The sequence below is a fragment of the Pseudoalteromonas sp. CO109Y genome, assembly GCF_004208935.1.
GTDB classification, from domain to species: domain Bacteria; phylum Pseudomonadota; class Gammaproteobacteria; order Enterobacterales; family Alteromonadaceae; genus Pseudoalteromonas; species Pseudoalteromonas shioyasakiensis.
The window spans coordinates 75,812-97,755 of sequence record NZ_SGPD01000006.1; the positions used below are offsets into that span (position 1 = coordinate 75,812).

The following is a 21,944-nucleotide window of genomic DNA, read 5'->3' on the forward strand; positions in this document are numbered from 1 at the left end:
TTTTTAAATGAGGTTGTTATGGCAGGAATTAGTGTTTGGCAATTAGTCATTATTGCTGCAATTGTGGTGCTGTTATTTGGCACAAAAAAATTATCTCGAATAGGTGGAGATTTAGGGACGTCAGTCAAAGGGTTTAAGCGTGCTATGCAAGATAAACCCAATGATGAAGCCTAGTTCGCAAGTACTTTAAATTATATTGCTACCCTGCTCAGGGTCGCGAGATTGATCGGCTTGTTCGCGAATATCATCGGCATCACTACTAACGTCATCAAGGCTATGGTCGTCGAGTGATTTTGCTGTTTTTGGCTCTGCGCTTACACTATTGTTTGGCTGCTCGGTCTCGTTTTCGCTATTTAAAATAATTCGCTCGCGAGCATCATCAGGCATGCTTATTTGCTCTGCTAAATAGGTATTGACCAGCTCTCGCATTAATTGTGATGCCACTTTGATAGTACTGTGTTCGTTACTATTGACCCAAAAATAAATGGTTAGATTAAGAGTCGCTGAGCCTAATGAATCAATTAACACTTGGCTTGGCGGATCACTAATAACAGCAGGGTTTTGATTAACCACTTTCATTGCTAATTGTTGGGCATAGCGAATGTCATTATCGTAGCCAATGCCAACGTTAAAGTGACCTCGCATTTTAGGATTTGCGGTGAGGTTTTTAATGACGTTTTTATAGACGGTCGCATTGGGAATTTGAATGTGATTACCATCAAAGTCAACCAAGGTGGTGGCGCGAGCCGTAACCTTTTTAACTACCCCTAAACGACCATCAACTTCGATAACATCATCAATACGAAAAGGGCGCTGCACACTAAGCAGCATACTTGAAATAAAGTTTTCGGCAATATCGCGAAAAGCAAAACCTAAAATAAGCCCGACTAAGCCAGTACCACTCATAATCGCCACGGCAAAACTGGTGAGCCCTGCAAGACGCAAAAATAAGTACACCCCAAACAAGATGATAATGATGCTAAAAAAGCGCCTAGTTACCACATGTAAAAGTTTACTTTCACTGACAAAGCCAAGCGGTTTGATTAATAAATACGATAAAGGACGAGCTAATAAGTAGCAGATAATGATGGCTACAATACCGAGTGTTAGTGCAGGTAACATTTGCCATGTAGTATGTAAAAACTGCGTAATTTGAGAGTTTAAGTCTTGCCAAGATAAGCTCTCAGGGATTGCTTGCGATGTTACTGAAACTGTCGGTGTAAACAAACTAGCCAATTGATTTTTAATAAGTAAATAATAATTCATCGCACCACTCCATGGACCTTTATACTGTTTTTATAAGCTTAGCTTAATGCAATTCAGACGCCATTATTACTGGCAAGTTGTTTGCAGCTTGAGAGTGATTAAAGCAATTTTTTAGGTCGCTTATGAGTAAGGACAACCGAGGTTACCAAGCTCGCTCACCAATGGAGATCCCAATGCGAGGCTGGTGGGATATCTGCAAGCGGGTTTATCACAACCTATCACAAGACAATTTATCTTTTGTGGCGGCAGGCGTGGCATTTTATGCTCTGTTGGCTATTTTCCCTGCGCTGGCGGCTATTGTCTCTGTGTATGCATATTTTGCCTCGCCAACAGATATTTATGATCAGCTTGATAAAGTGATTGCCATTTTACCTGAAAGTAGCCGTGACATCATTTTGCTACAGGTTAGTGGTATCACTCAGCAATCGCAAAAGGTATTGAGTGCCAGTGCCATAGGTACTTTATTATTGACTGTTTGGAGTAGCAGTAAAGGCTGCCAAGCACTGATCACTGCCTGCAACATTACTTATCATCAGCGCAATAAGCGCCAGTTTTTTATGGCATTAGTGGTGCGTTTTTTATTTTCGTTAGGTGCTATTGTGGTTGCGCTGGTGGCGTTATTGATCATTGGTATTTTGCCAATAGTGCTTAACTTAGTTGGCTTAACTGAGCTTATCGATTTAATGATTCAGCTTATTACTTGGCCACTATTAGCCATTATTTTTAATTGCGCTTTAGCATTTTTATATCGTTATGCGCCTCACAGAACGCCTGCCAAATGGCGCTGGATCACCCCAGGCTCAATGCTTGCCACCTTACTGTGGATCATCGCATCAATCGGTTTTTCATATTATGTATCGCAATTTGCGAGTTATAACGAAACTTATGGTTCGTTAGGTGGTGTGGTGATCATGTTGATGTGGCTTTATATCAGTGCATACATCATTATTTTTGGTGCCGCCATTAATGCCAGCGCCGAGCAACAAACCTTAGTCGATAGCACCATAGGGCCAGAGAAAGAAGTTGGAGAGCGGGGTGCTACAGTCGCTGATAGGTTAACTAGACAACAAAATGAGCATTCTTAAAAATAGAATGATTAGCGCTAATTTTACTCATGGTTGTTAGTTAAATTAGCGCCTACAATCATTTCATACAATTTACGGGAGTAAAGTTATGAAAGTGATTCAACAATTAAATAGTCATGCCACACAAGATGGTGACGGCGTAAACATCAGTCGTATTCCTGGCTTTGATGGCAAGTATTTAGACCCTTTTTTAATGATCGATGAGCTTAAGTCAGATGATCACAGTGATTTTATGGGCGGCTTTCCTGCGCATCCTCACCGTGGTATTGAAACCTTTACTTATATTATTAAAGGTGGCTTTGAGCACCAAGATCAAATGGGTAACAAAAAAGCGATTCGTGCTGGTGATGTGCAATGGATGAGTACAGGTTTTGGTGTGATCCACAGTGAAATGCCATTAGCAGATGCTAAAGAAGGCATGCACGGTTTTCAGATTTGGCTCAATATGCCAAGTGCCGAGAAACTAAGAGCACCACGTTATCAAGATACCACTGAAGCGCCAGCACCAACGACTCAAAATGAGCAAGGTGTTGAGCTTAAAGCGTTGGCAGGAAGCTGGCAGTTTGCCGGTGAAAAGCAGGACTCTAGCCTACAAGACCTCGCCGCTGATGGCATGCTTGCTGATGTGACTTTACCGGCTGGTACGCAGTTTTACCATGCACCATTAGCGCAAACTAAGGTGATGATTTATATCCATACTGGAGAAATTCATACTGAACAGGGCGGTCCAGTTAAAGCTGGCAGCTTATTGATTTTAGAGCCTGGCAGTAACATTGAGTTTAACTCGCAAACTGGTGCTGGGGCGTTGATCCTAGCCGGTGAGCCGCTTAAGCAACCAATCGCTCATATGGGCCCGTTTGTAATGACAACCCAAGCTGAGTTACAGCAAGCAGTGCGTGACTATCAGCTAGGTAAATTTGGCACACTATAGGAGGTTATTGTGGGATTACTAGTAAATGGCCAATGGCAAGATAAATGGTACGACACCGATAACAATCAAGGTGAGTTCAAACGTGAGGCAGCTCAGTTACGTAACTGGGTTACCGAAGATGGCAGTGCAGGGCAAAGTGGTGATGCGGGCTTTAAAGCTGAGAAAGATCGTTACCATCTTTATGTCTCTTTAGCTTGCCCTTGGGCTCATCGCACTTTGATTTTTCGCCATTTAAAAGGCCTTGAAGATTATATCAGTGTGTCGGTTGTAAGTCCTGACATGCTAGAGCATGGCTGGACCTTTGATAAAGACAATCACAGCACCGGTGATGCACTTTTCGATAGCGAATTTATGCATCAAATTTATACGCGTAACAAAGCCGATTATTCAGGTCGTGTTACGGTTCCCGTGCTTTGGGATAAAAAAACGCAGCGTATTGTTAGCAACGAATCTGCTGAGATTATCAGAATGTTTAATAGCGCGTTTAATGCCCTAACAGGTAATGAACGCGACTTTTATCCGCAATCGTTACGTTCTGAAATTGATGAAGTTAATGAGTTTGTTTATCACAACATTAATAATGGGGTGTATCGTGCAGGCTTTGCGACAACGCAAGAAGCTTACACGGAAGCCTTTGATGATCTCTTTGCTGCTCTAGATAAGATTGAGCAACGCTTAACAGCTAATCGTTATTTAGTGGGTGAGACATTGACTGAGGCCGACTGGCGTTTATTTACCACTTTAATTCGCTTCGACAGTGTTTATGTGGGCCACTTTAAATGTAATTTGCGTACTATTGAGAGCTATCCGGCGATCAGCAACTATTTACGTGAGTTATATCAAATTGAAGGTGTAAGTAAGACCGTTGATTTTTATCATATAAAACGTCATTACTATTTTAGCCACACCATGATCAACCCAACTCAAGTTGTGCCAAAAGGGCCTGATATAGACTACGCTCGACCACATAATCGTGGTTAATAGATTCTGATAACTAACAGTTTAATGACTGATTAAGCTGTTAGTTATAACTATCCATGACCTTGCGGATAGTGTCGATGCCAAACATCACCTTTTGAATAAATGACTCTGAACTTTTCACTAAATTAAAGTTAGGGTGCTGTGACCAAACAGCTTGCAGTTTGTCATCAAGCAAAATAGCTTGCTGATCAGATTCGTTTCTAACAGGGTTATTAGAATGAATACTTTGCCCAGACTTAGCAGCTGTTTCAAAAAAGATCACTGCATCATACTGGTTAAGTTCGATTTCTAGGCTGGTGTTTAAACACTGAAAAAACTCATCTTGCTCACCGGGCCAATAGGCAAGCCCATCTAAACTACCACGATCGCAAAGCATTAAACGATCTGGGTGCATGGTTCGCTGAATATGTTCAAGGTGTTTTTGTAAGCTGAAGATAGCTTGTTGGTGAGCTTTAATGAGGTGAGTTGCATCACCACGTTCTATACCACCGCTGAACAGCATGGTCGCAGACTCTGGTACAACAACAATTTGATTAGAAAATTCACGTCTTAATAGATCGATGGCTGTTGTTTTACCACCGCCAGGGCCGCCTGTTAATACAATCCTTTTTTTCACCTTACATTCTCACAAATTGCTCGTTTGTGTTTAAGGTAATGAAAATAGGTGGCAAAGAGAAGTAAAAAGCAAACATTACATGATAAAGATCACAACAAACGCAGTAACCAGCTGAAGCGGCTGACTTGTTTCAATTTACCGTCTTTGTGGTCTGAGTTATTAAGTGCTTCGTAGCCCATTCCCGCAGTGAAGGCACTGGCAATACCTACTTTACTTACTGCAAAGCGTTTTAAACGGTATTTGAATGCTTGATGGTGTTGACGTTTAAGCTCATCTTGTAGATCCATTTGTTGGCTTAGTTCAGTCACTCTGTGCTGTGGTTTATTAATAAAATAATCAATTAACATCATTCATCCTTATTAATATTAAATAATTGACGAACGCTTTTTAGCGTGTGATCAAAGCCTATCTTACTACTTACATAACCAATATTTTTCCAAAGCCATGCAAGGCATAGCAGTTGTAATGCAATCAATGAAATAGCGGCTAACCACAATGATTGGCTAAAGCTAAATATTGCGATACCGACAGTAGCAAGTAGACCAGCCCAAAGTAGCACCAAGCCGCCTGCAAAACAGACGAGTAGGATGATCGTTAAGGCGAGTGAACGTGTTGATAAGCGCCACTCAGCAGCTGCAAGCTTTTTACAAGTTCCAGTTTGTTCACGGTAGTCAATGTATAGCTGTTTGCCGTAATCAGATAATTTAGCAAGATGATCTTGCCACTGATCAGCGTTTAACGGCTGTTCAGTGGCATCTTGCGTTTTCTCATCTGTAGATTGAGAAGACTGCATAACAATTACTTACGACGAATAAGAGCAGTTACTAACATGCCTGCAGCAAAGGCAATACCTGCTGTTGCAAGTGGGTTTTCTGATGCAAGCTTACGAGTTTTACCACTGTACTCATTAATTTTAGCGCGTGCTACTGCTTGCTTTTCAGAAAGCGTTTGAGCAGAGCTCGATGCGCCTTGGCGAACACTATGTTCAGCACTTGCTGCACGAGTTGAAAGTGCATCAACAGCGTGATGTGCTGCTTCAGTTGCTTTTTCTGTGAATGGCGCCTCTACTTGAGCCGCGTTCGAGTTTGCACTGCTATTAGTTTCTGTGCTTGAGTTCGATTTAGAAGTTGCGGTAGTCATAATCATTCCTTAAAAATTGCCATTTAATTGGTAGCTAACCTATCGCAACCTTCATACCAAATAATAAAAATTAACTTTTTCAATGCGTTATAATTTTTAATCAGCCATTGGAGGGAGAACATTCGTAACTCTTGCAGGGTGATTAAGTAAAAATTACAACATTCGATAATTTTGTAATTATTCATTGGTTATTCATTAACCATTTTTCCCTAATACATCGCCAAGAAAATTGAAAAAATATTTTTTTTCGATGTTTTCCACTTTTTCCCACGTAATTCATAGGCTTTGCTTGAGGCCTTATTTTTTCTGGCTTCACAAGGCGCTTATGATGATCTGCTTACTTGACAAAATGGCTTGTCAAGCCCTAAACTGGAGCACTGTGGTAAAAAGTGGTTTTTAGTGGATCAAACTGGATCGGAAATAATCATTAACGATTAACAACCTATTTTTAAGGCAAGTTATGTTTCGGGGTGCGAGCTCTCTGAGTTTGGATGATAAAGGACGCTTTGCGGTACCGACTAAGTACCGAGATGCGATCTTGTCTGAAGATCAGGGAACGGTTATCTGCACCGTGGCCTTAAATGAACCTTGTTTGTGGTTATACCCGCTAGCAGAATGGCTCGAAATTGAAGAACGATTATTAAAAATTTCGAACATGAATCCACGCGCTCGCCGTATGCAACGTATGCTGCTCGGTAACGCTACAGAGTATCAACTAGATAAAAATGGCCGAATTTTGCTGGCGCCGTCGTTACGCGCACATGCAGAACTTGGAAAGAAAATCATGTTGGTTGGCTTGATGAACAAGTTTGAAATTTGGGATGAAGATCGTTGGCATGAACAAATGCGCCAAGATACTGAAATTGAACGCCTAGGCGATTTTGAGGCGAATCCTGAGTTCGATAATTTCTCACTCTAACCACAATAATAAAAAGGCAAAAAATAGCTAATGACAGCGCAATTTGAACATGTCTCTGTACTGATGGACGAAACCATAGATGCTTTGGATATTAAACCCGAAGGCATTTACATGGATGGCACATTTGGTCGCGGTGGGCACTCTGGACAAATTCTTGCGCGTTTAAGTGAGCAAGGTCGTTTACAAGCAATTGACCAAGATCCACAAGCTATTAAAGCCGCTGAAAAGTTTGCTGATGATGCACGTTTTTCGATTGCCCACACTCGTTTTTCAAACCTTAAAACAGTTGCCGAAGATAACGATTTAATCGGTAAAGTTGACGGTATTTTGTTAGATATCGGTGTCTCTTCGCCACAGCTTGATGATGCTGAACGCGGTTTTAGCTTTATGAAAGATGGCCCGCTTGATATGCGCATGGACCCAACCAGTGGTCGCAGTGCTGCACAATGGCTCGCTGAAGCTGAACTTGAAGATATCACTCATGTGATTAAAACCTACGGCGAAGAAAAGTTTGGCCGCCGTATCGCTCATAAAATAATTGAAACACGTGAACACACTGCTATCACAAGCACAAAGCAGCTTGCTGACTTAGTCGATGAAGCGGTGCCAGTGAAAGATAAACACAAACACCCGGCTACACGTACATTCCAAGCGATCCGTATTTATATCAACAGTGAACTTGAAGAAATTCAAACTGCACTGCAAGCCGCTGTTGACGTTTTAAAACCAGGTGGACGTTTAGTCGTTATTTCGTTCCACTCGTTAGAAGATCGCATTGTTAAGCAATTTATAAAAAAACAGAGTAAGGGAGAGGCGATACCCAGAGGTCTGCCTTTGACGGACGCACAAATAAACAAAAACCTGACGTTAAAGGCAGTGGGTAAAGCCATTAAGCCGAGTAAGGCGGAAATAGAAGCTAACCCGCGTTCACGTAGTTCTGTGTTAAGGGTTGCTCAGAGGTTGTAATGAAAGCTAAAGCGACACATCGCCAACCCAATTTATTTGTAGAGATTTTTAAAGGCCTAGGAGCTAATAAGCTGACCTTGGCCTTGTTGGTTGTGATCCTTGCTTCGAGCTTAAGTGTGGTTCAAGTGACGCACCTAGCGCGTCAACAATTGATTGAACAAGATAAATTATTGCAAGAGCGCGATGAACTTGATCTTGAGTGGCGTTACTTGCTTGTAGAAGAAGAATTTTATTCGCAGCATGCGCGTATTGAAGAAGTCGCAACCATGCAATTAGAAATGAAACGGCCAACTAGCCAAGACGAACAGGTGGTGGTACTGCAATGAGAAGCAGAGGGAAAAAGCCAACGAATACCTTGATAACATGGCGCTTTTTGCTCGTGTGCTCAGTGGTGTTGCTAGTCTTTATGACGCTGGTTGCGCGTGCCGCTTTTTTACAGGTCATTGAGCCAGATAAAGCGCGTTCAGAAAGTGATAAACGTACTGTGCGAGTTGAAAAACAACATGTGCAGCGAGGTATGATCTTCGATCGCAATGGTAAAGAGTTGGCAGTCAGCGTGCCTGTGGTGAGTGTGTATGCCGATCCTAAGGCACTACATAAATCACTGATCAGCAAGGTACTGCGTCAAGCACGTAAAAATGGTGAAGATCAACAAGCGCTTGCTGAAAACACTGTTGAGTTAGATAAACGTATTGCCGCTTATTACAATAATGATATTCGCTGGCGTGAACTTGCGGATGTATTACGTATTGAACCAAGCAAAATTAACTCTCGTCTTCGTGATAATCCAAAGCGTCGTTTTGTCTACTTAAAACGTCAGGTTACCCCTGCTGTTGCTAACTATATTGGTGATCTTCGTTTACCAGGTATCCACTTACTTGATGAGTCAAAACGTTATTACCCTGCCGGTGAAGTGACAGCTCATGTTATTGGTTTTACTAACATAGATGGTCATGGTATTGAGGGGATCGAAAAGCTTTATGAAAAAGCTTTAACCGGTGTTGAAGGTCAGCGTACTATTCGTAAAGATGCGCAAGGCCGTGAAGTAGAAGTTCTTGATGAGCGCGAGCGTGTAGAGCCAGAGAGTATTCATTTAAGTATAGACCAACGTATTCAAGCAATTGCTTATAAGGCAGTGAAATCAGCGGTGTTATCGTACAAAGCGACCTCAGGTTCAGCCATGGTTGTGGATGTTAAAACCGGTGAAGTGTTGGCTATGGTAAATAGCCCATCGTTTAACCCAAATAACTTATCAGATGCTGCGCCGCATAAGCGTCGTAACCGTGCTATCACCGATTTGTTTGAGCCAGGCTCAACTGTTAAGCCGCTAGCCATTTTAGCTGGTTTAGACTACGGCGTAATTCAACCGGATTCAATTGTTGATACTTACCCTGGCTGGATGCGAGTAGGTGGTAGCCTTGTGCAAGATACTCGTAATCATGGTGAGATGACTTTAAGAGAGATCTTAAAATATTCAAGCAATATGGGTGTGACTAAGGTCAGCCAAGAGCTACCAAAAGATTACTTTGTTGGTCTTTATCAAAAAGTTGGTTTTGGCAGCGACAGTGGCACGGGCATGGTTGGCGAAAGCAGTGGTTTATTTTATCCAAATCGCCGCTGGTCTGATCATGAAATTGCTGCACTATCATTTGGTTACAACTTAGCAGTAAGTACCGCACAAATGGCGCGTTTTTATGCCATGTTAGGTTCAGGCGGTGTTATGCGTCCATTGACTGTACTTAAACAAGAGTCGGTACCTGAAGGCGAACGTATTTTTCAACAAAAAGATGTTGAAGCTGTTGTTCACATGATGGAAAGCGTGTTTGAGAAAGGTGGTACTGCTCAAAAAGTTCATGTTGATGGTTATCGTGCTGCAGGTAAAACAGGTACTTCTAAAAAAGCGGCTGTTGGTGGTTACGGTGATGAGTATGTTGGTTATTTTGCCGGTATTGCACCTGCAAGCAACCCGCGTTTAGCGGTAGTAGTATTGATTAATGAGCCTGGTGGAGATGTTTATTACGGCGGTGCGACGGCAGGTCCTGCATTTGCAGAGATTGTCTCCAATGCTTTAAGAATTCTAAACGTCGCACCGGATAAAGATGCGGTTGCGTACGTAGAAGGCAAAGATAACGATGCGTGATTTAAAACCGATTCTTAATCAAATTGATGTTGAGGCCAATAGTTTATTGGTTAATCAACTACGTCTTGATAGTCGAGATGTAAAAGCTGGCGATGTATTTGTCGCTATAAAAGGTCATCAGCTTGATGGCGGACAGTTTATTGAAAAAGCCATTGAAAATGGTGCGGTGGCAGTTATTGCTGACCGTTTATGTGAGTTCGAAAGTGAGTTTGAACCACTTTATTTAGTTACCGATTTAGCGAAAAAGCTGCCTGCACTTGCAGCTGCTTTTTACCAGCAACCATCAAAGCAGTTGGATTTAGTGGGTGTGACAGGCACCAATGGCAAGTCAACGACCACAGCGATGATCGCGCATTTAGCACAGCATTGTCATAAACGTGCGGCTGTGATTGGTACGCTCGGTTATGGGCACCCTGATAACCTGACTGAGCTTGCAAACACCACACCATCGAGCGTCGATTTACAGCGTATTTTATCTGAACTTGTAACAGAACAGCATGATGTTGTGGCTATGGAAGTCTCATCTCATGGCTTAGTTCAGCAACGTGTTGATCAGTGTAAATTTAAAGCCGCTGTGTTTACTAACCTTTCGCGTGACCACTTAGATTATCATGGCACGATGGATGCCTACGGTGATGCGAAGTTGATGTTAATGCGTGACCATATGCCTGAGCTTGTGGTGCTTAATCAAGATGATGCGCAAGTTGAAGCATGGTTAGAAAAATACGACTTCAATAACCTAATTTGTTACGGCCATAAAAACCTAACGCCTAAAAATGCGCGTTTTGTTTATTTCAGCGATGTAACCTATGATAACACCGGTATATCGGCGAAGTTCGATACCAGTTGGGGACAGGCTGAAGTTAATTGCACACTGTTTGGCGAGTTCAACTTATATAATTTAGCCGCTGCAATGGCTACTTTATTAGGTATGGGTTACCCACTTGATTTACTCGTTGAAGGGTGTAAATCATTGCAGCCTGTTGCTGGGCGCATGCAGGCATTTAGTGCGCCAGGTCAACCGACTTGTATTGTTGACTATGCCCATACTCCTGATGCGTTAGCACTAGCATTACAAGCATTGCAAAAGCATGTTCCAGGTGGCGTCAGCTGTGTGTTTGGCTGTGGTGGCGACAGAGACAAAGGCAAACGCCCGATGATGGCAAAAGCTGCTGAAGCTAATGCAGACCGTATTATTGTCACCAGTGATAACCCAAGAAGTGAAGACCCAGACGCAATTATTGCTGATGTGATTGCAGGGCTTGAGCAGCCTGAACGCGCACATTGTGAAGCAGACCGCGCGCAGGCTATTAGTTATGCCATTGCGCAAGCAGGTGCTGATGATGTCATTCTAATTGCGGGCAAAGGCCACGAAGACTATCAAATTATTGGCGACCAACGAATTGACTTCTGCGATCGTCAATATGTACAACAACAATTAAAAGAAAAATCGCAAGGGGCGCAGTTATGATCCCTATGGATTTTGATTGGCTAGCTAAAGTTCTAGCAACCGATTACCAAGGTGGTAATCAAACGGTAAAAAATATTAACACTGACACCCGTACTTTGTGCGACGGTGAAGTGTTTTTAGCCCTACAAGGGCCTAATTTTGATGGTCATAAATTTGTTGCGCAAGCAAAAGAAAAAGGCGCGATAGCTGCCATCGTAGCGCGTCCTGTTAACGTCGATATTGTGCAGTTTGTGGTCAGTGATACACGTATTGCGCTTGGCCAAATTGGCGCGGCTGTGATGGCACAGGTTGCACCAAAAACAATCGCTATTACAGGTAGCGTGGGTAAAACGACCGTTAAAGAAATGTGTGCGGCGATTTTATCAGGCCACGGTGAAGTACTGGCCACAAAAGGCAACTTTAATAATGACATTGGTGTGCCACTGACGTTATTACGTCTTGAGCCACAGCACCAATATGCGGTGATTGAGTTAGGTGCCAACCACATTGGTGAAATTGCATACACCGTTGCAATGACGAAACCTGATGTTGCTGTGGTATGTAATGTTGCAGCTTCTCACTTAGAAGGCTTTGGCTCACTACAAGGTGTAGCAACGGCCAAAGGCGAAATCTATGACGGCTTAAAGCCTGATGGTGTTGCCGTAGTTAATTGCGACAGTGATTATGCCGATTTTTGGCTTGATAAATTAACTGATCGCAACGTAAAACGTTTTTCTACTAACCAACAATTAGATTATTGGGCAGAAGATGTGGTGCTTGATGAGCAAGCCCGTGCTTCTTTTGTGCTTTGTAATAAAGATAAAAAAGTACCTGTCACACTGGCACTACCGGGCAAACATAATATTGCAAATGCATTAATAGCCACCGCGTTAACCACTGAGCTGGGTGTAAGCCTCGAAAGTGTTGCATCGGCGCTGGCAACCATGGGTGAAGTTAAAGGTCGTGTAAACGTCCTTAAAGTGTCAGACACATTGACGGTTATTGATGATACCTACAACGCGAATGTGCAATCGGTTAAGGCGGCAATTGATTTATTAAGTGATATGCCAGGGCGTCGTATTTTTGCGTTAGGTGATATGGGTGAGCTTGGTGAAGAAGCGCGTTTTTATCATCAACAAGTCGGTGAGTATGCACAGCAAAAAGGCATTGATGAGCTATACAGCTTAGGTGTTTTAAGCAAGTCAGCCAGTGATGTATTTGAAAAGCCAAACCGCCACTTCTCAAGCCGTGAACAATTATTACAACAATTACAAAGTGAACTTGCTCAATCGACGCAAAAAACCACAGTTGTTGTAAAAGGTTCGCGCAGTTCTCGTATGGAGCTTGTGGTCACAGATTTAGTAAATAGCCAGCAAAATGGCAACAATGGAGTATCGTCATGTTAGTTTGGCTGGCCGAGTATTTAACACAGTATTACAGTGGTTTTAATGTTTTTTCTTACCTAACGCTGCGCGCGATTTTAGGTATTTTAACAGCACTACTTATTTCACTTTATTTTGGCCCTAAGCTAATTCGTGCATTACAAAAAATGCAGATTGGTCAGGTGGTTCGTCACGATGGTCCAGAGTCACACCTATCTAAAAAAGGCACGCCAACTATGGGCGGTATTTTGATTTTAGGAGCGATTTTTACCAGCACATTACTGTGGGCAGACCTTTCAAATAAATATGTTTGGGCAACCTTATTTGTTGTGGGCTCGTTAGGTGTAGTTGGTTTTATTGATGACTACCGTAAAGTGATCCGCAAAGACCCTAAAGGCTTAATCGCTAAGTGGAAATACTTTTGGCAATCAGTGATTGCGTTAGTGGTTGCCAGTGCGCTTTATTTTACCTCGCAGCAAGGCAGCGAAACCTCATTAGTTGTGCCGTTTTTCAAAGACGTGTTACCACAGCTAGGATTGTTTTATATCGTGATGACTTACTTTGTAATTGTAGGTACGTCGAACGCGGTAAACCTAACAGATGGCCTTGATGGTTTAGCGATTGTGCCAACCATTTTAGTGGCGGCAGCGCTTGCCATTATTGCTTATTTAACAGGTAACGTTAATTTCTCAAGCTACCTACATATTCCGCATTTGCCACTCGCCAGTGAGCTTGTGGTTGTGTGTACAGCAATTGTGGGAGCTGGACTTGGTTTCTTATGGTTTAACACCTACCCAGCACAGGTATTTATGGGTGATGTAGGCTCATTAGCACTCGGCGGTGCTTTGGGTATTATTGCGGTGCTGGTTCGTCAGGAACTGGTACTTATCATCATGGGTGGTGTGTTTGTAATGGAAGCATTGTCGGTGATTTTACAAGTGGGCTCTTACAAATTACGTGGTCAACGTATTTTTAGAATGGCGCCTATTCACCACCATTATGAATTAAAGGGTTGGCCTGAGCCGCGCGTAATTGTGCGCTTTTGGATTATTTCAATCGTGCTAGTACTTGCTGGCCTTGCGACATTAAAGATCAGGTAAATGACAGTTATTAACGAGATTAAAAATAAACAAATTTCAGTGCTCGGACTCGGTGTAACCGGTCTGGGCATTGTGCGTTTTTTATTATCTCAGAATATTAAGCCAATTGTTGTTGATAGCCGCACAGCGCCGCCGGGTGCTGATTGGCTAAATGAGCATGCCAGTGAGTTAACGACTCACTTTGGTGATTTAGAGCAGGCAGACTTAGCCAGCAATGACATTATTATCATCAGCCCAGGTCTAAGCCTCGCGACACCTGCTGTAGCAAAAGCGATTGATGCTGGTGTTGAAGTGATTGGTGACGTTGAGCTTTTTGCCCGATTAACCGATAAACCAATTTTTGCGGTGACTGGTTCAAATGGTAAGTCGACTGTAGTTACATTGGCGTTTGAAGTACTTAAAGCGGCCGGTTATAAAGTTGGCCTTGGTGGCAACATTGGTACTGCGGTACTTGATTTACTATCGCAAGACTATGATGTGTATGTACTTGAACTGTCGAGCTTTCAGCTTGATACCACACACAGCTTAAAAGCAAAAAGTGCCTGTGTATTGAATGTGAGCGAAGATCACCTCGATCGTTATCCAAGCTACCAAGCATACATTGACTCTAAGCAAAGTATTTATAACGGCTCTGAGCTTGCGGTAGTTAATGCCATTGATGTGGCAACGCATACTGCAAAGCAGCCCCAAGTGAGCTTTGCGCTCGCTAATGCAGATTTTGCCTTGGTTGAATATCAAGGTGAGCAATACTTTGCAGCACACGGTAAGCCGGTGTTACCAGCAAGCTGTTTAAATGTTGTTGGCTCGCACAATCAACAAAACGCGCTCGCGGTGATGGCATTACTGAGCCCGTTTGATATTGCTAAAGAGCATTACCAGCAAGCGTTTAGTGCTTTTACTGGGCTTGCACACCGTTGCCAGTTTGTTGCTGAAATTAATGAAGTAAAATACTTTAACGATTCAAAAGCGACCAATGTAGGTGCAACTATCGCTGCGATTGAAAGCTTAGCAGGTCAAGCAAAGCAATTAGTTGTGATTGCCGGTGGTGATGCAAAAGGGGCTGATTTAGATGCCCTAAAGCCATACTTAAACAACAAAGTAAAAGCGCTTGTTTGTTTTGGTAAAGATGCTAAAGCGTTAGTGGCTCTGACTGAAAAAGGTCACCTAACCACCAACATGCATGAAGCTGTGCAACTAGCAAAACAGTTAAGCAGCAGTGGCGATATCGTTTTATTAGCACCTGCATGTGCCAGCATTGATATGTATAACAATTACATGCAACGTGGTGATGACTTTGCTCAGTGCGTATTGGCGGAGGCGGTATGATTGCATTTGCTGACATCCGTGAAGCATTAACACCTAAGCAATCGCCACAGCTTTATGATGTGCCGTTATTGTATTGCATGTTGATGCTGATTGGCGTTGGCTTTGTGATGGTAACCAGTGCCTCTATGCCAACAGCAGAGCGATTATTTGATAATCCGTATCACATTATCATTCGCCATGGCATGTTCTTAATTATGGGCTTTTTCTTGTTTTGGATTGCCACTAACGTGCCTATGGATTGGTGGAAGCGCAGTAACGCCTATTTATTGTTGCTGGGTTTAGGTTTGCTGGTTTTGGTGCTGATTGTTGGCCGTGAAGTGAACGGTGCAAAGCGTTGGATACCTATTGGCCCTGTGGGCTTTCAGGTTGCTGAAGCCGCCAAACTGTATTTCTTTAGCTACATTGCTGGTTACTTAGTGCGTAAACGTGAAGAAGTACAAGAGAACTTAAAAGGTTTCTTTAAGCCATTAGCCGTATTTGGTGTGTATGCGTTTTTGATTTTGATGCAGCCAGACTTAGGAACTGTAGTTGTATTGTTTGTGACGACAGTTGGTTTGTTATTTTTAGCAGGTGCTAAGTTATGGCAGTTTTTTGGCCTTATCTTAACGGGTATTGCTGCAGTGGTAGTGCTAATTATCGCTGAACCATATCGTATGGCTCGTGTTACAGGCTTTTTAGAACCGTGGGAAGATCCGTTTGGTAAAGGTTATCAGTTAGTACAATCGCTAATGGCCTACAGCCAAGGTGGTTGGTTTGGTCAAGGTTTAGGTAATAGTGTACAAAAACTGCAATACCTGCCAGAGGCACATAATGACTTTATCTTTGCAGTGATTGGTGAAGAGCTCGGCTTTTTTGGCGTATTTAGTATTTTGATTGTACTTGCTGTATTTGTATTCAGAGCCCTTTTAATTGGCCAAAAAGCGCTGCAATGTGGCAAAGAATACGAAGGCTATTTTGCCTTTGCTATTGGTATCTGGTTTGCGTTTCAAACCATGGTAAATGTTGGTGCAAGTGCGGGCATTTTGCCAACCAAAGGCTTAACACTACCGTTTATTTCGTACGGTGGCTCTAGCTTATTAATTATGACCATAGCAACAGGTGTACTTTTGCGAATAGATTTTGAAACAAAGATGGCGACTAAGCAGGCAACCTCACGTGGAGGTAAACGATGAGTAAAAAATTACTTGTTGTTGCAGGTGGTACCGGTGGCCATATTTTTCCAGGTATTGCCGTGGCTGACTTTTTAAAACAGCAAGGCTGGCAAGTTAGCTGGATTGGCACGCCTGACAGAATGGAAGCAACGGTAGTACCTAAGCACAACATTGAGATTGATTTTGTCAATGTAAAAGGTGTACGCGGAAATGGAATTAAACGCCTGATTAAAGCACCTTTTATGGTGATGAATGCGATTTTTCAAGCACGTAAAATTTTAAAAGCTCAAAAGCCTGATGTTGTTCTTGCTATGGGTGGCTATGTGACCGGACCTACTGGAATTGCAGCAAAGAGCTTAGGAATTCCTTTGGTTATTCATGAGCAAAATGCCGTTGCAGGCATGAGTAACCGCTGGCTAGCGAAGTTTGCCAACAAAGTGCTGGCAGCTTTTCCATCGGCTTTTGCAAAAGAACAATGTGAAGTAGTGGGTAACCCAGTCAGAGCAAGTGTCGCTAATGTCACTGCTAAGCAAACAACGACACCAATTAATGTGCTGGTGGTAGGCGGTTCACTTGGTGCACAGGTACTAAATGAGACTTTGCCTGCTGTATTCAGTGAGCTTTCAGCGCTAACAACGCTTAATATATGGCACCAAACGGGTAAAAATAATGAACCGAATGTGACTGCCAGCTATCAACAGTTAGGATTAACTGAAAATAGTAAAGTTGCTGAATTTATTGATGATATGGATAGTGCATATCAATGGGCCGATTTGGTAATTTGCCGTGCTGGTGCATTAACGGTGAGTGAGATTGCGGCGGCAGGAAGAATGGCCTTATTTGTGCCTTTTCCGCATGCTGTAGATGACCATCAAACTGCCAATGCAAAGTATTTAGTGACTGAGCAAGCAGCGTTGATTATGCAGCAAAGTGAGTTTAACCAAGCGGCGGTTGTTGAGTTATTAACGCCTTACGTAAATGCACCAGAAAAAATTTCAACAATGGCAAGTAAAGCAAAACAGCTTGCTATTTTAGATGCCACAGCCAATGTTGCAAAACGCTGTGAGCAACTAGCAGATAGAAGAGATTAGTAGTGAAAGAAAGCACGATGAAAGAAAACAACACTCGTCCTGCGATGCGTCGTATCGACACTATCCACTTTGTGGGTATTGGTGGCGCAGGCATGGGTGGTATTGCCGAAGTACTTGCTTTTGAAGGCTACCGCATCACAGGTTCAGACATTGCGCACAGTGCGATGACTGAGCGCTTAATTAAAGTGGGTGCAGAAGTATTTATTGGTCATGATGAAAACAATGTAAAAGATGCCAGCGTGGTGGTGGTATCAAGTGCGATTAACGAGCAAAACCCTGAGATTAAAGCAGCAAAAGCGGCGCGTATTCCTATTGTTCGCCGCGCAGAAATGTTGGCTGAATTAATGCGTTTTCGCCACGGTATTGCAGTGGCAGGCACTCATGGTAAAACAACAACCACGAGTTTAATCGCGAGTATTTATGCACAAGCAGGCCTTGATCCAACCTTTATTATTGGTGGCTTGCTAAACAGTGCTGGTAGTAATGCCAAGGTCGGTAAAAGTGACTTTTTAATTGCAGAAGCTGATGAGAGCGATGCGTCATTCTTACATTTACAGCCTATGGTATCTGTGATCACGAATATTGAAGAAGATCACATGGATACGTATGGCGGTAGCTTAGAAAAAATGAAAGACACCTATGTTGATTTCATTCATAACTTACCGTTTTATGGTTTAGCTGTGGTGTGTATTGATTCTGAGGTTGCGGCAGAGCTGATCCCTCGTTTTGGGCGTCCTGTTATTACCTATGGTGAGTCGGCAGAAGCTGATTACCGCATGGTTGATTTTAGCCAAACAGCGAATACTTGTTCATTTAATGTTGTAAATAAGCAAGGTGAAAGCCTAGCAGTTACGCTTAATATGCCGGGTAAGCACAATGCGCTTAACGCGACTGCAGCGATTGCGGTCGCTAAAGATCAAAACATCGCTAACCATGCAATTTTAGAAGCGCTAACAAAATTTGAAGGGGTGGGTCGTCGTTTTCAGCATTACGGAAGCTTTGAAAATGAGCGCGGCAATGTCATGTTAGTTGATGATTATGGTCATCACCCATCAGAAGTTGCGGCGACGATTGCGGCGGTTCGTGAAGGGTGGCCAGATAAACGTTTAGTGATGATTTATCAGCCGCACCGTTATAGTCGAACCCGTGATTTATACGAAGACTTTGTCAAAGTACTGGCTGATGTTGATCAGTTATTACTGCTAGATGTGTATTCAGCGGGTGAAGAGCCAATCGTGGGAGCCGACAGCAAGAGTTTATGTCGTAGTTTACGCCAGCGTGGTAAAGAGCCATTACATGTTGCTAGTAACTCTGAGCTTGCTGGTGTCCTTGCCAGTACACTGCAAGATAATGATTTAGTTTTAACACAAGGCGCTGGTAACATAGGCCAGTTAGTGAAAAAGTTAGCAGCAACCGAGTTGTCTATTGAACAACTAAAGCAGGTAAACGTATGAGCCAGTTAAGTGACAAATTTGGCAAAGTAGCGGTACTTTTCGGCGGCACATCTGCCGAAAGAGAAGTATCTCTTAAATCAGGCCAAGCTGTATTGAATGCTTTGCAAAGTGCTGGCGTTGATGCCATTGCTTTTGATCCGAAAGATCAGCCGTTATGGCAATTAAAAGAATTAAACATTGAACGTGTATTCATTGCCCTTCATGGTCGTGGTGGTGAAGATGGCACTATTCAAGGTGCACTTGAGTTTATGGGTATTCCATATACAGGCAGTGATGTTTTAGGTTCTGCGCTTGCGATGGATAAAGTACGTTGTAAGCATTTATTTAAAGCAATGGGGCTGAGCACTGCACCTTATGCTGTTGTTGATAGCCGCCATGAGTTTGATAGCCAAGCGATTATTAATGAATTTGGTAAAGTGATGGTGAAACCGTCACATGAAGGTTCAAGCATTGGAATGGCAGAAGCAAACAGTGCGGAGCAACTCGATGCTGCGCTTAACGCTGCATTTAAGTTTGATAGCCAAGTGCTTGTTGAGCAATGGATCACTGGCCGTGAATTTACTGTTGCTGTACTCGGGCAAGATGTTCAGCCTGTCATTGAGATGACGACGCCAAATGGTTTTTATGACTATCAAGCTAAGTATCAATCGAATACAACTCAGTATCATTGCCCTGCAGATATATCTGTGCAAGAAACTGAATTGTTGCAAGATATGGCATTAAAAGCGTTTGATTTAGTCGGTGCAAGTGGTTGGGGTCGTGTTGATGCAATGCGTGATCAACAAGGTAACTTTTACTTATTAGAAGTAAATACGGTACCAGGCATGACAGAAAAGTCTTTAGTACCAATGGCAGCAAAAGCTAATGGTGCAAGCTTTGAGCAATTAGTTGTTCGCATTTTGGAGCAAACCCTTTAATATGCATCCTTTTTTAGAAAAAGCGCAACAATTAAAACAGCAGCTAAATTGGTCGTTGATTTTTGGTGTGAGCTTTTTTCTAGTAGTGATTTTTGCATTAGTAAAAATCACTACAGGCGTCTCAGATTGGTTGGTAGAGAACAAAGACGCACAAATAAAGCACTTATCAGTACTTGGGCAACCCCAATATACTGATGAGAAAGCAATTATTGGTGCAATAAAAAAAGCCGACTTATCGAGTTTTTTTGAATTAGACGTAAAACATGTGCAACGCTTAGTACAAGGCTTGCCGTGGGTAGCAACGGCATCGGTCAGAAAGCAATGGCCAGATACCTTGCAAGTATATGTTGTTGAGCATCAAGCTGTAGCGCATTGGAACAGTGACTTACTGTTAAACCAAGCTGGCGAAGTGTTCCAAGCAAGTAGTGATAAATTACCTACAAGCTTGCCACAGCTATATGGCCCAGAAGGCAGTGAAATCGAGGCTTGGACTGCTTTTAGTCAATTTCAAGAAATGCTCAAAGTGAATAACTTAGAGCTGACCAGTTTAGCGCTTTCTGAGCGCTTTTCGTGGCAGTTATGGCTTGATAACGGCATTCGCCTGAACTTAGGCCGCAAAGAAAAAGCAAAGCGTGTACAGCGTTTTATTGACGTGTATCCGCGCATGGAACAACGTGCAGATGCACAAATCGATGTTGTTGATTTACGGTATGATACCGGTCTTGCAGTGAGCTGGAAGCCAGTGCAAGAAGAACAATTAGAAAATAAGAGTAAGGCATGACCAAGTCAGCAGAAAGAAACCTAGTGATTGGATTAGACGTTGGCACATCGAAAGTTGTGGCCACCGTTGGTGAAATCACCGCAGATAACAAACTAAGCATTGTGGGTGTTGGCAGCCAAGTATCGCATGGTATGGATAAAGGCGGCGTTAACGACCTTAACCTTGTTTCTGAATCGATTCGTCGAGCTATAGATGAAGCTGAGTTGATGGCTGATTGTCGTATTAGCTCTGTTTATTTAGGTATTTCTGGAAAACATATCCAGTGCCAAAATGAAAGCGGTGTAGTGGCAATTAACAACACGGAAGTGACTGACGAAGATATTGAAAATGTCATTCATATTGCTCGTTCAGTGCCTATTTCGGCAGAACGGAAAATGCTACATGCATTGCCACAAGAATACAGCATCGATATGCAAGAAGGGATTAAAAACCCACTTGGCATGAGCGGTGTGCGTATGGAAGCTCGCGCGCACATCATTACTTGCTCAAACGATATGGCAAAGAATATCGAGAAATGTGTTGAGCGTTGTGGCCTTGAAGTGGATCAGTTGATCTTTACTGCACTGGCATCATGTTATTCAGTACTCACAGATGACGAAAAAGAGCTCGGTGTAGCCGTGTTAGATATCGGTGGGGGCACCATGGATATCACCATTTATATTAATGGTGCGCTTCGTCATTCAGCGGTTATTCCAGTGGCGGGTAACCAAGTGACTGGTGATATTGCAAAAATATTTAGAACACCTATATCACATGCTGAGTCACTCAAAGTACAATATGCGTGTGCGAGTAGCCAAATGGCAAGCAACGAAGACACAATTGAAGTACCGAGTGTTGGTGGCCGACCTGCGCGTATTATGTCGCGCCATACTTTAGCTGAGGTTGTTGAGCCACGTTTTAGAGAATTATTCGAGTTGGCGATGGAAGAAATACGCCGCTCAGGTTTTGAAGACCAAATTGCTGCAGGTCTCGTCATTACTGGCGGAACAGCAAAAATGACGGGTGCAATGGAAGTGGCAGAAGACATTTTCCAAATGCCAGTCAGAATTGGCAAACCAATCGGGATTGTTGGTTTGACAGATTATGTAGATGATCCTTCGTACGCGACCGCGGTTGGTTTGTTACAATACGGCCGTACAATGCAATCGATGAATGCACAAAAGTCGAAAGCTGAAGGTGATAATAATTGGTGGAACCGTATTACTAAGTGGTTCCAAGGTGAGTTTTAAGACTCAAGTCGGAGAGTAA

The 21,944-nt window shown here is 42.8% G+C and carries 22 protein-coding genes and 1 pseudogene; 18 read left to right on the forward strand and 5 right to left on the reverse strand.

Features of this window, described 5'->3' with window-relative positions; translation table 11 throughout:
* Positions 1 to 18 precede the first annotated feature (18 nt).
* A pseudogene (tatA, locus tag EXT43_RS01290) lies at positions 19 to 168 on the forward strand (twin-arginine translocase TatA/TatE family subunit); the annotation flags it as partial.
* An 18-nt stretch (positions 169 to 186) separates the two neighbouring features.
* On the opposite strand, the gene EXT43_RS01295 reads toward tatA, so the two are convergent.
* The gene (locus tag EXT43_RS01295; RefSeq protein WP_130166194.1) at positions 187 to 1,266 is read right to left on the reverse strand and encodes a mechanosensitive ion channel domain-containing protein; all 1,080 of its coding nucleotides are present in this window, start codon (positions 1,264 to 1,266) and stop codon (positions 187 to 189) included.
* A 122-nt stretch (positions 1,267 to 1,388) separates the two neighbouring features.
* Here EXT43_RS01295 and EXT43_RS01300 point away from each other — a divergent pair, with 122 nt between their 5' ends.
* The 3 genes from EXT43_RS01300 (at position 1,389) to EXT43_RS01310 (ending at position 4,263) form a co-directional block, all read left to right on the forward strand.
* Positions 1,389 to 2,351 (forward strand): YihY/virulence factor BrkB family protein, encoded by a 963-nt coding sequence (locus tag EXT43_RS01300; protein WP_130166195.1) that lies wholly within the window; start codon positions 1,389 to 1,391, stop codon positions 2,349 to 2,351.
* An 88-nt stretch (positions 2,352 to 2,439) separates the two neighbouring features.
* Entirely contained in the window at positions 2,440 to 3,282 is an 843-nt protein-coding gene (locus tag EXT43_RS01305) for a pirin family protein (RefSeq protein ID WP_062566500.1), read from the forward strand.
* A gap of 9 nt (positions 3,283 to 3,291) precedes the next feature.
* Positions 3,292 to 4,263: a glutathione S-transferase family protein gene (locus EXT43_RS01310; protein ID WP_062566499.1), complete on the forward strand. Its 972-nt coding sequence runs from the start codon at positions 3,292 to 3,294 to the stop codon at positions 4,261 to 4,263.
* A 40-nt stretch (positions 4,264 to 4,303) separates the two neighbouring features.
* Here the strand turns inward: EXT43_RS01310 and EXT43_RS01315 are convergent, their stop codons facing one another.
* The 4 genes from EXT43_RS01315 to EXT43_RS01330 all read right to left on the reverse strand — a co-directional run bounded on the left by EXT43_RS01315 (position 4,304) and on the right by EXT43_RS01330 (position 6,019).
* Positions 4,304 to 4,879, reverse strand: a complete 576-nt coding sequence (locus EXT43_RS01315) for an AAA family ATPase (RefSeq protein WP_130166196.1) — start codon at positions 4,877 to 4,879, stop codon at positions 4,304 to 4,306.
* 89 nt (positions 4,880 to 4,968) lie between these two features.
* Positions 4,969 to 5,226: a hypothetical protein gene (locus EXT43_RS01320; RefSeq protein ID WP_054561060.1), complete on the reverse strand. Its 258-nt coding sequence runs from the start codon at positions 5,224 to 5,226 to the stop codon at positions 4,969 to 4,971.
* Positions 5,226 to 5,672, reverse strand: a complete 447-nt coding sequence (locus tag EXT43_RS01325; RefSeq protein WP_054561059.1) for a hypothetical protein — start codon at positions 5,670 to 5,672, stop codon at positions 5,226 to 5,228. The genes EXT43_RS01320 and EXT43_RS01325 overlap by 1 nt, the downstream gene beginning before the upstream one ends.
* A 5-nt stretch (positions 5,673 to 5,677) precedes the next feature.
* Positions 5,678 to 6,019: a hypothetical protein gene (locus EXT43_RS01330; protein ID WP_054561058.1), complete on the reverse strand. Its 342-nt coding sequence runs from the start codon at positions 6,017 to 6,019 to the stop codon at positions 5,678 to 5,680.
* 460 nt (positions 6,020 to 6,479) lie between these two features.
* Here EXT43_RS01330 and mraZ point away from each other — a divergent pair, with 460 nt between their 5' ends.
* The 14 genes from mraZ to ftsA are packed head-to-tail and all read left to right on the forward strand — an operon-like array spanning position 6,480 to position 21,925.
* A complete protein-coding gene (mraZ, locus tag EXT43_RS01335; RefSeq protein ID WP_054552739.1) occupies positions 6,480 to 6,938 on the forward strand; it encodes a division/cell wall cluster transcriptional repressor MraZ in 459 nt (152 codons plus the stop codon).
* A 30-nt stretch (positions 6,939 to 6,968) separates the two neighbouring features.
* Positions 6,969 to 7,904, forward strand: a complete 936-nt coding sequence (gene rsmH, locus EXT43_RS01340) for a 16S rRNA (cytosine(1402)-N(4))-methyltransferase RsmH (protein ID WP_130166197.1) — start codon at positions 6,969 to 6,971, stop codon at positions 7,902 to 7,904.
* On the forward strand, positions 7,904 to 8,230 hold the full coding sequence (gene ftsL, locus EXT43_RS01345) for a cell division protein FtsL (RefSeq protein ID WP_054561056.1): 327 nt from the start codon (positions 7,904 to 7,906) through the stop codon (positions 8,228 to 8,230). The genes rsmH and ftsL overlap by 1 nt, the downstream gene beginning before the upstream one ends.
* Positions 8,227 to 10,044: a penicillin-binding transpeptidase domain-containing protein gene (locus EXT43_RS01350; protein WP_062566495.1), complete on the forward strand. Its 1,818-nt coding sequence runs from the start codon at positions 8,227 to 8,229 to the stop codon at positions 10,042 to 10,044. Before ftsL ends, EXT43_RS01350 begins: the two co-directional genes overlap by 4 nt.
* On the forward strand, positions 10,037 to 11,515 hold the full coding sequence (gene murE, locus EXT43_RS01355; protein WP_062566494.1) for a UDP-N-acetylmuramoyl-L-alanyl-D-glutamate--2,6-diaminopimelate ligase: 1,479 nt from the start codon (positions 10,037 to 10,039) through the stop codon (positions 11,513 to 11,515). The genes EXT43_RS01350 and murE overlap by 8 nt, the downstream gene beginning before the upstream one ends.
* Positions 11,512 to 12,900 carry a UDP-N-acetylmuramoyl-tripeptide--D-alanyl-D-alanine ligase gene (murF, locus tag EXT43_RS01360; RefSeq protein WP_062566493.1) on the forward strand — a complete coding sequence of 463 codons (1,389 nt, stop codon included), beginning with the start codon at positions 11,512 to 11,514 and terminating at the stop codon, positions 12,898 to 12,900. The genes murE and murF overlap by 4 nt, the downstream gene beginning before the upstream one ends.
* Complete coding sequence (gene mraY, locus EXT43_RS01365) at positions 12,894 to 13,976, forward strand: phospho-N-acetylmuramoyl-pentapeptide-transferase (protein WP_054552733.1); 1,083 nt, start codon at positions 12,894 to 12,896, stop codon at positions 13,974 to 13,976. The genes murF and mraY overlap by 7 nt, the downstream gene beginning before the upstream one ends.
* The gene (gene murD / locus EXT43_RS01370; protein ID WP_130166198.1) at positions 13,977 to 15,302 is read left to right on the forward strand and encodes a UDP-N-acetylmuramoyl-L-alanine--D-glutamate ligase; all 1,326 of its coding nucleotides are present in this window, start codon (positions 13,977 to 13,979) and stop codon (positions 15,300 to 15,302) included.
* The gene (gene ftsW / locus EXT43_RS01375; RefSeq protein ID WP_054561050.1) at positions 15,299 to 16,474 is read left to right on the forward strand and encodes a cell division protein FtsW; all 1,176 of its coding nucleotides are present in this window, start codon (positions 15,299 to 15,301) and stop codon (positions 16,472 to 16,474) included. Before murD ends, ftsW begins: the two co-directional genes overlap by 4 nt.
* Entirely contained in the window at positions 16,471 to 17,544 is a 1,074-nt protein-coding gene (gene murG, locus EXT43_RS01380; protein ID WP_130166199.1) for an undecaprenyldiphospho-muramoylpentapeptide beta-N-acetylglucosaminyltransferase, read from the forward strand. The genes ftsW and murG overlap by 4 nt, the downstream gene beginning before the upstream one ends.
* A gap of 2 nt (positions 17,545 to 17,546) precedes the next feature.
* Positions 17,547 to 18,998, forward strand: coding sequence for a UDP-N-acetylmuramate--L-alanine ligase (gene murC / locus EXT43_RS01385; RefSeq protein WP_062566490.1), 1,452 nt, complete (start codon positions 17,547 to 17,549; stop codon positions 18,996 to 18,998).
* Positions 18,995 to 19,915, forward strand: a complete 921-nt coding sequence (locus EXT43_RS01390) for a D-alanine--D-alanine ligase (protein WP_054561047.1) — start codon at positions 18,995 to 18,997, stop codon at positions 19,913 to 19,915. Before murC ends, EXT43_RS01390 begins: the two co-directional genes overlap by 4 nt.
* Before the next feature lies 1 nt (position 19,916).
* Positions 19,917 to 20,696, forward strand: coding sequence for a cell division protein FtsQ/DivIB (locus EXT43_RS01395; RefSeq protein ID WP_054561046.1), 780 nt, complete (start codon positions 19,917 to 19,919; stop codon positions 20,694 to 20,696).
* Complete coding sequence (gene ftsA, locus EXT43_RS01400; RefSeq protein ID WP_054552726.1) at positions 20,693 to 21,925, forward strand: cell division protein FtsA; 1,233 nt, start codon at positions 20,693 to 20,695, stop codon at positions 21,923 to 21,925. The genes EXT43_RS01395 and ftsA overlap by 4 nt, the downstream gene beginning before the upstream one ends.
* Positions 21,926 to 21,944: the final 19 nt, after the last annotated feature.

Coding starts and splice junctions, on each gene's coding strand:
- EXT43_RS01295 (WP_130166194.1), bottom strand. CDS start 1,266: ATGAATTATTATTTACTTATTAAAAATCAATTGGCTAGTTTGTTTACA.
- EXT43_RS01300 (WP_130166195.1), top strand. CDS start 1,389: ATGAGTAAGGACAACCGAGGTTACCAAGCTCGCTCACCAATGGAGATC.
- EXT43_RS01305 (WP_062566500.1), top strand. CDS start 2,440: ATGAAAGTGATTCAACAATTAAATAGTCATGCCACACAAGATGGTGAC.
- EXT43_RS01320 (WP_054561060.1), bottom strand. CDS start 5,226: ATGTTAATTGATTATTTTATTAATAAACCACAGCACAGAGTGACTGAA.
- EXT43_RS01325 (WP_054561059.1), bottom strand. CDS start 5,672: ATGCAGTCTTCTCAATCTACAGATGAGAAAACGCAAGATGCCACTGAA.
- EXT43_RS01330 (WP_054561058.1), bottom strand. CDS start 6,019: ATGACTACCGCAACTTCTAAATCGAACTCAAGCACAGAAACTAATAGC.
- mraZ (WP_054552739.1), top strand. CDS start 6,480: ATGTTTCGGGGTGCGAGCTCTCTGAGTTTGGATGATAAAGGACGCTTT.
- rsmH (WP_130166197.1), top strand. CDS start 6,969: ATGACAGCGCAATTTGAACATGTCTCTGTACTGATGGACGAAACCATA.
- ftsL (WP_054561056.1), top strand. CDS start 7,904: ATGAAAGCTAAAGCGACACATCGCCAACCCAATTTATTTGTAGAGATT.
- EXT43_RS01350 (WP_062566495.1), top strand. CDS start 8,227: ATGAGAAGCAGAGGGAAAAAGCCAACGAATACCTTGATAACATGGCGC.
- murE (WP_062566494.1), top strand. CDS start 10,037: ATGCGTGATTTAAAACCGATTCTTAATCAAATTGATGTTGAGGCCAAT.
- murF (WP_062566493.1), top strand. CDS start 11,512: ATGATCCCTATGGATTTTGATTGGCTAGCTAAAGTTCTAGCAACCGAT.
- mraY (WP_054552733.1), top strand. CDS start 12,894: ATGTTAGTTTGGCTGGCCGAGTATTTAACACAGTATTACAGTGGTTTT.
- murD (WP_130166198.1), top strand. CDS start 13,977: ATGACAGTTATTAACGAGATTAAAAATAAACAAATTTCAGTGCTCGGA.
- ftsW (WP_054561050.1), top strand. CDS start 15,299: ATGATTGCATTTGCTGACATCCGTGAAGCATTAACACCTAAGCAATCG.
- murG (WP_130166199.1), top strand. CDS start 16,471: ATGAGTAAAAAATTACTTGTTGTTGCAGGTGGTACCGGTGGCCATATT.
- EXT43_RS01390 (WP_054561047.1), top strand. CDS start 18,995: ATGAGCCAGTTAAGTGACAAATTTGGCAAAGTAGCGGTACTTTTCGGC.
- EXT43_RS01395 (WP_054561046.1), top strand. CDS start 19,917: ATGCATCCTTTTTTAGAAAAAGCGCAACAATTAAAACAGCAGCTAAAT.
- ftsA (WP_054552726.1), top strand. CDS start 20,693: ATGACCAAGTCAGCAGAAAGAAACCTAGTGATTGGATTAGACGTTGGC.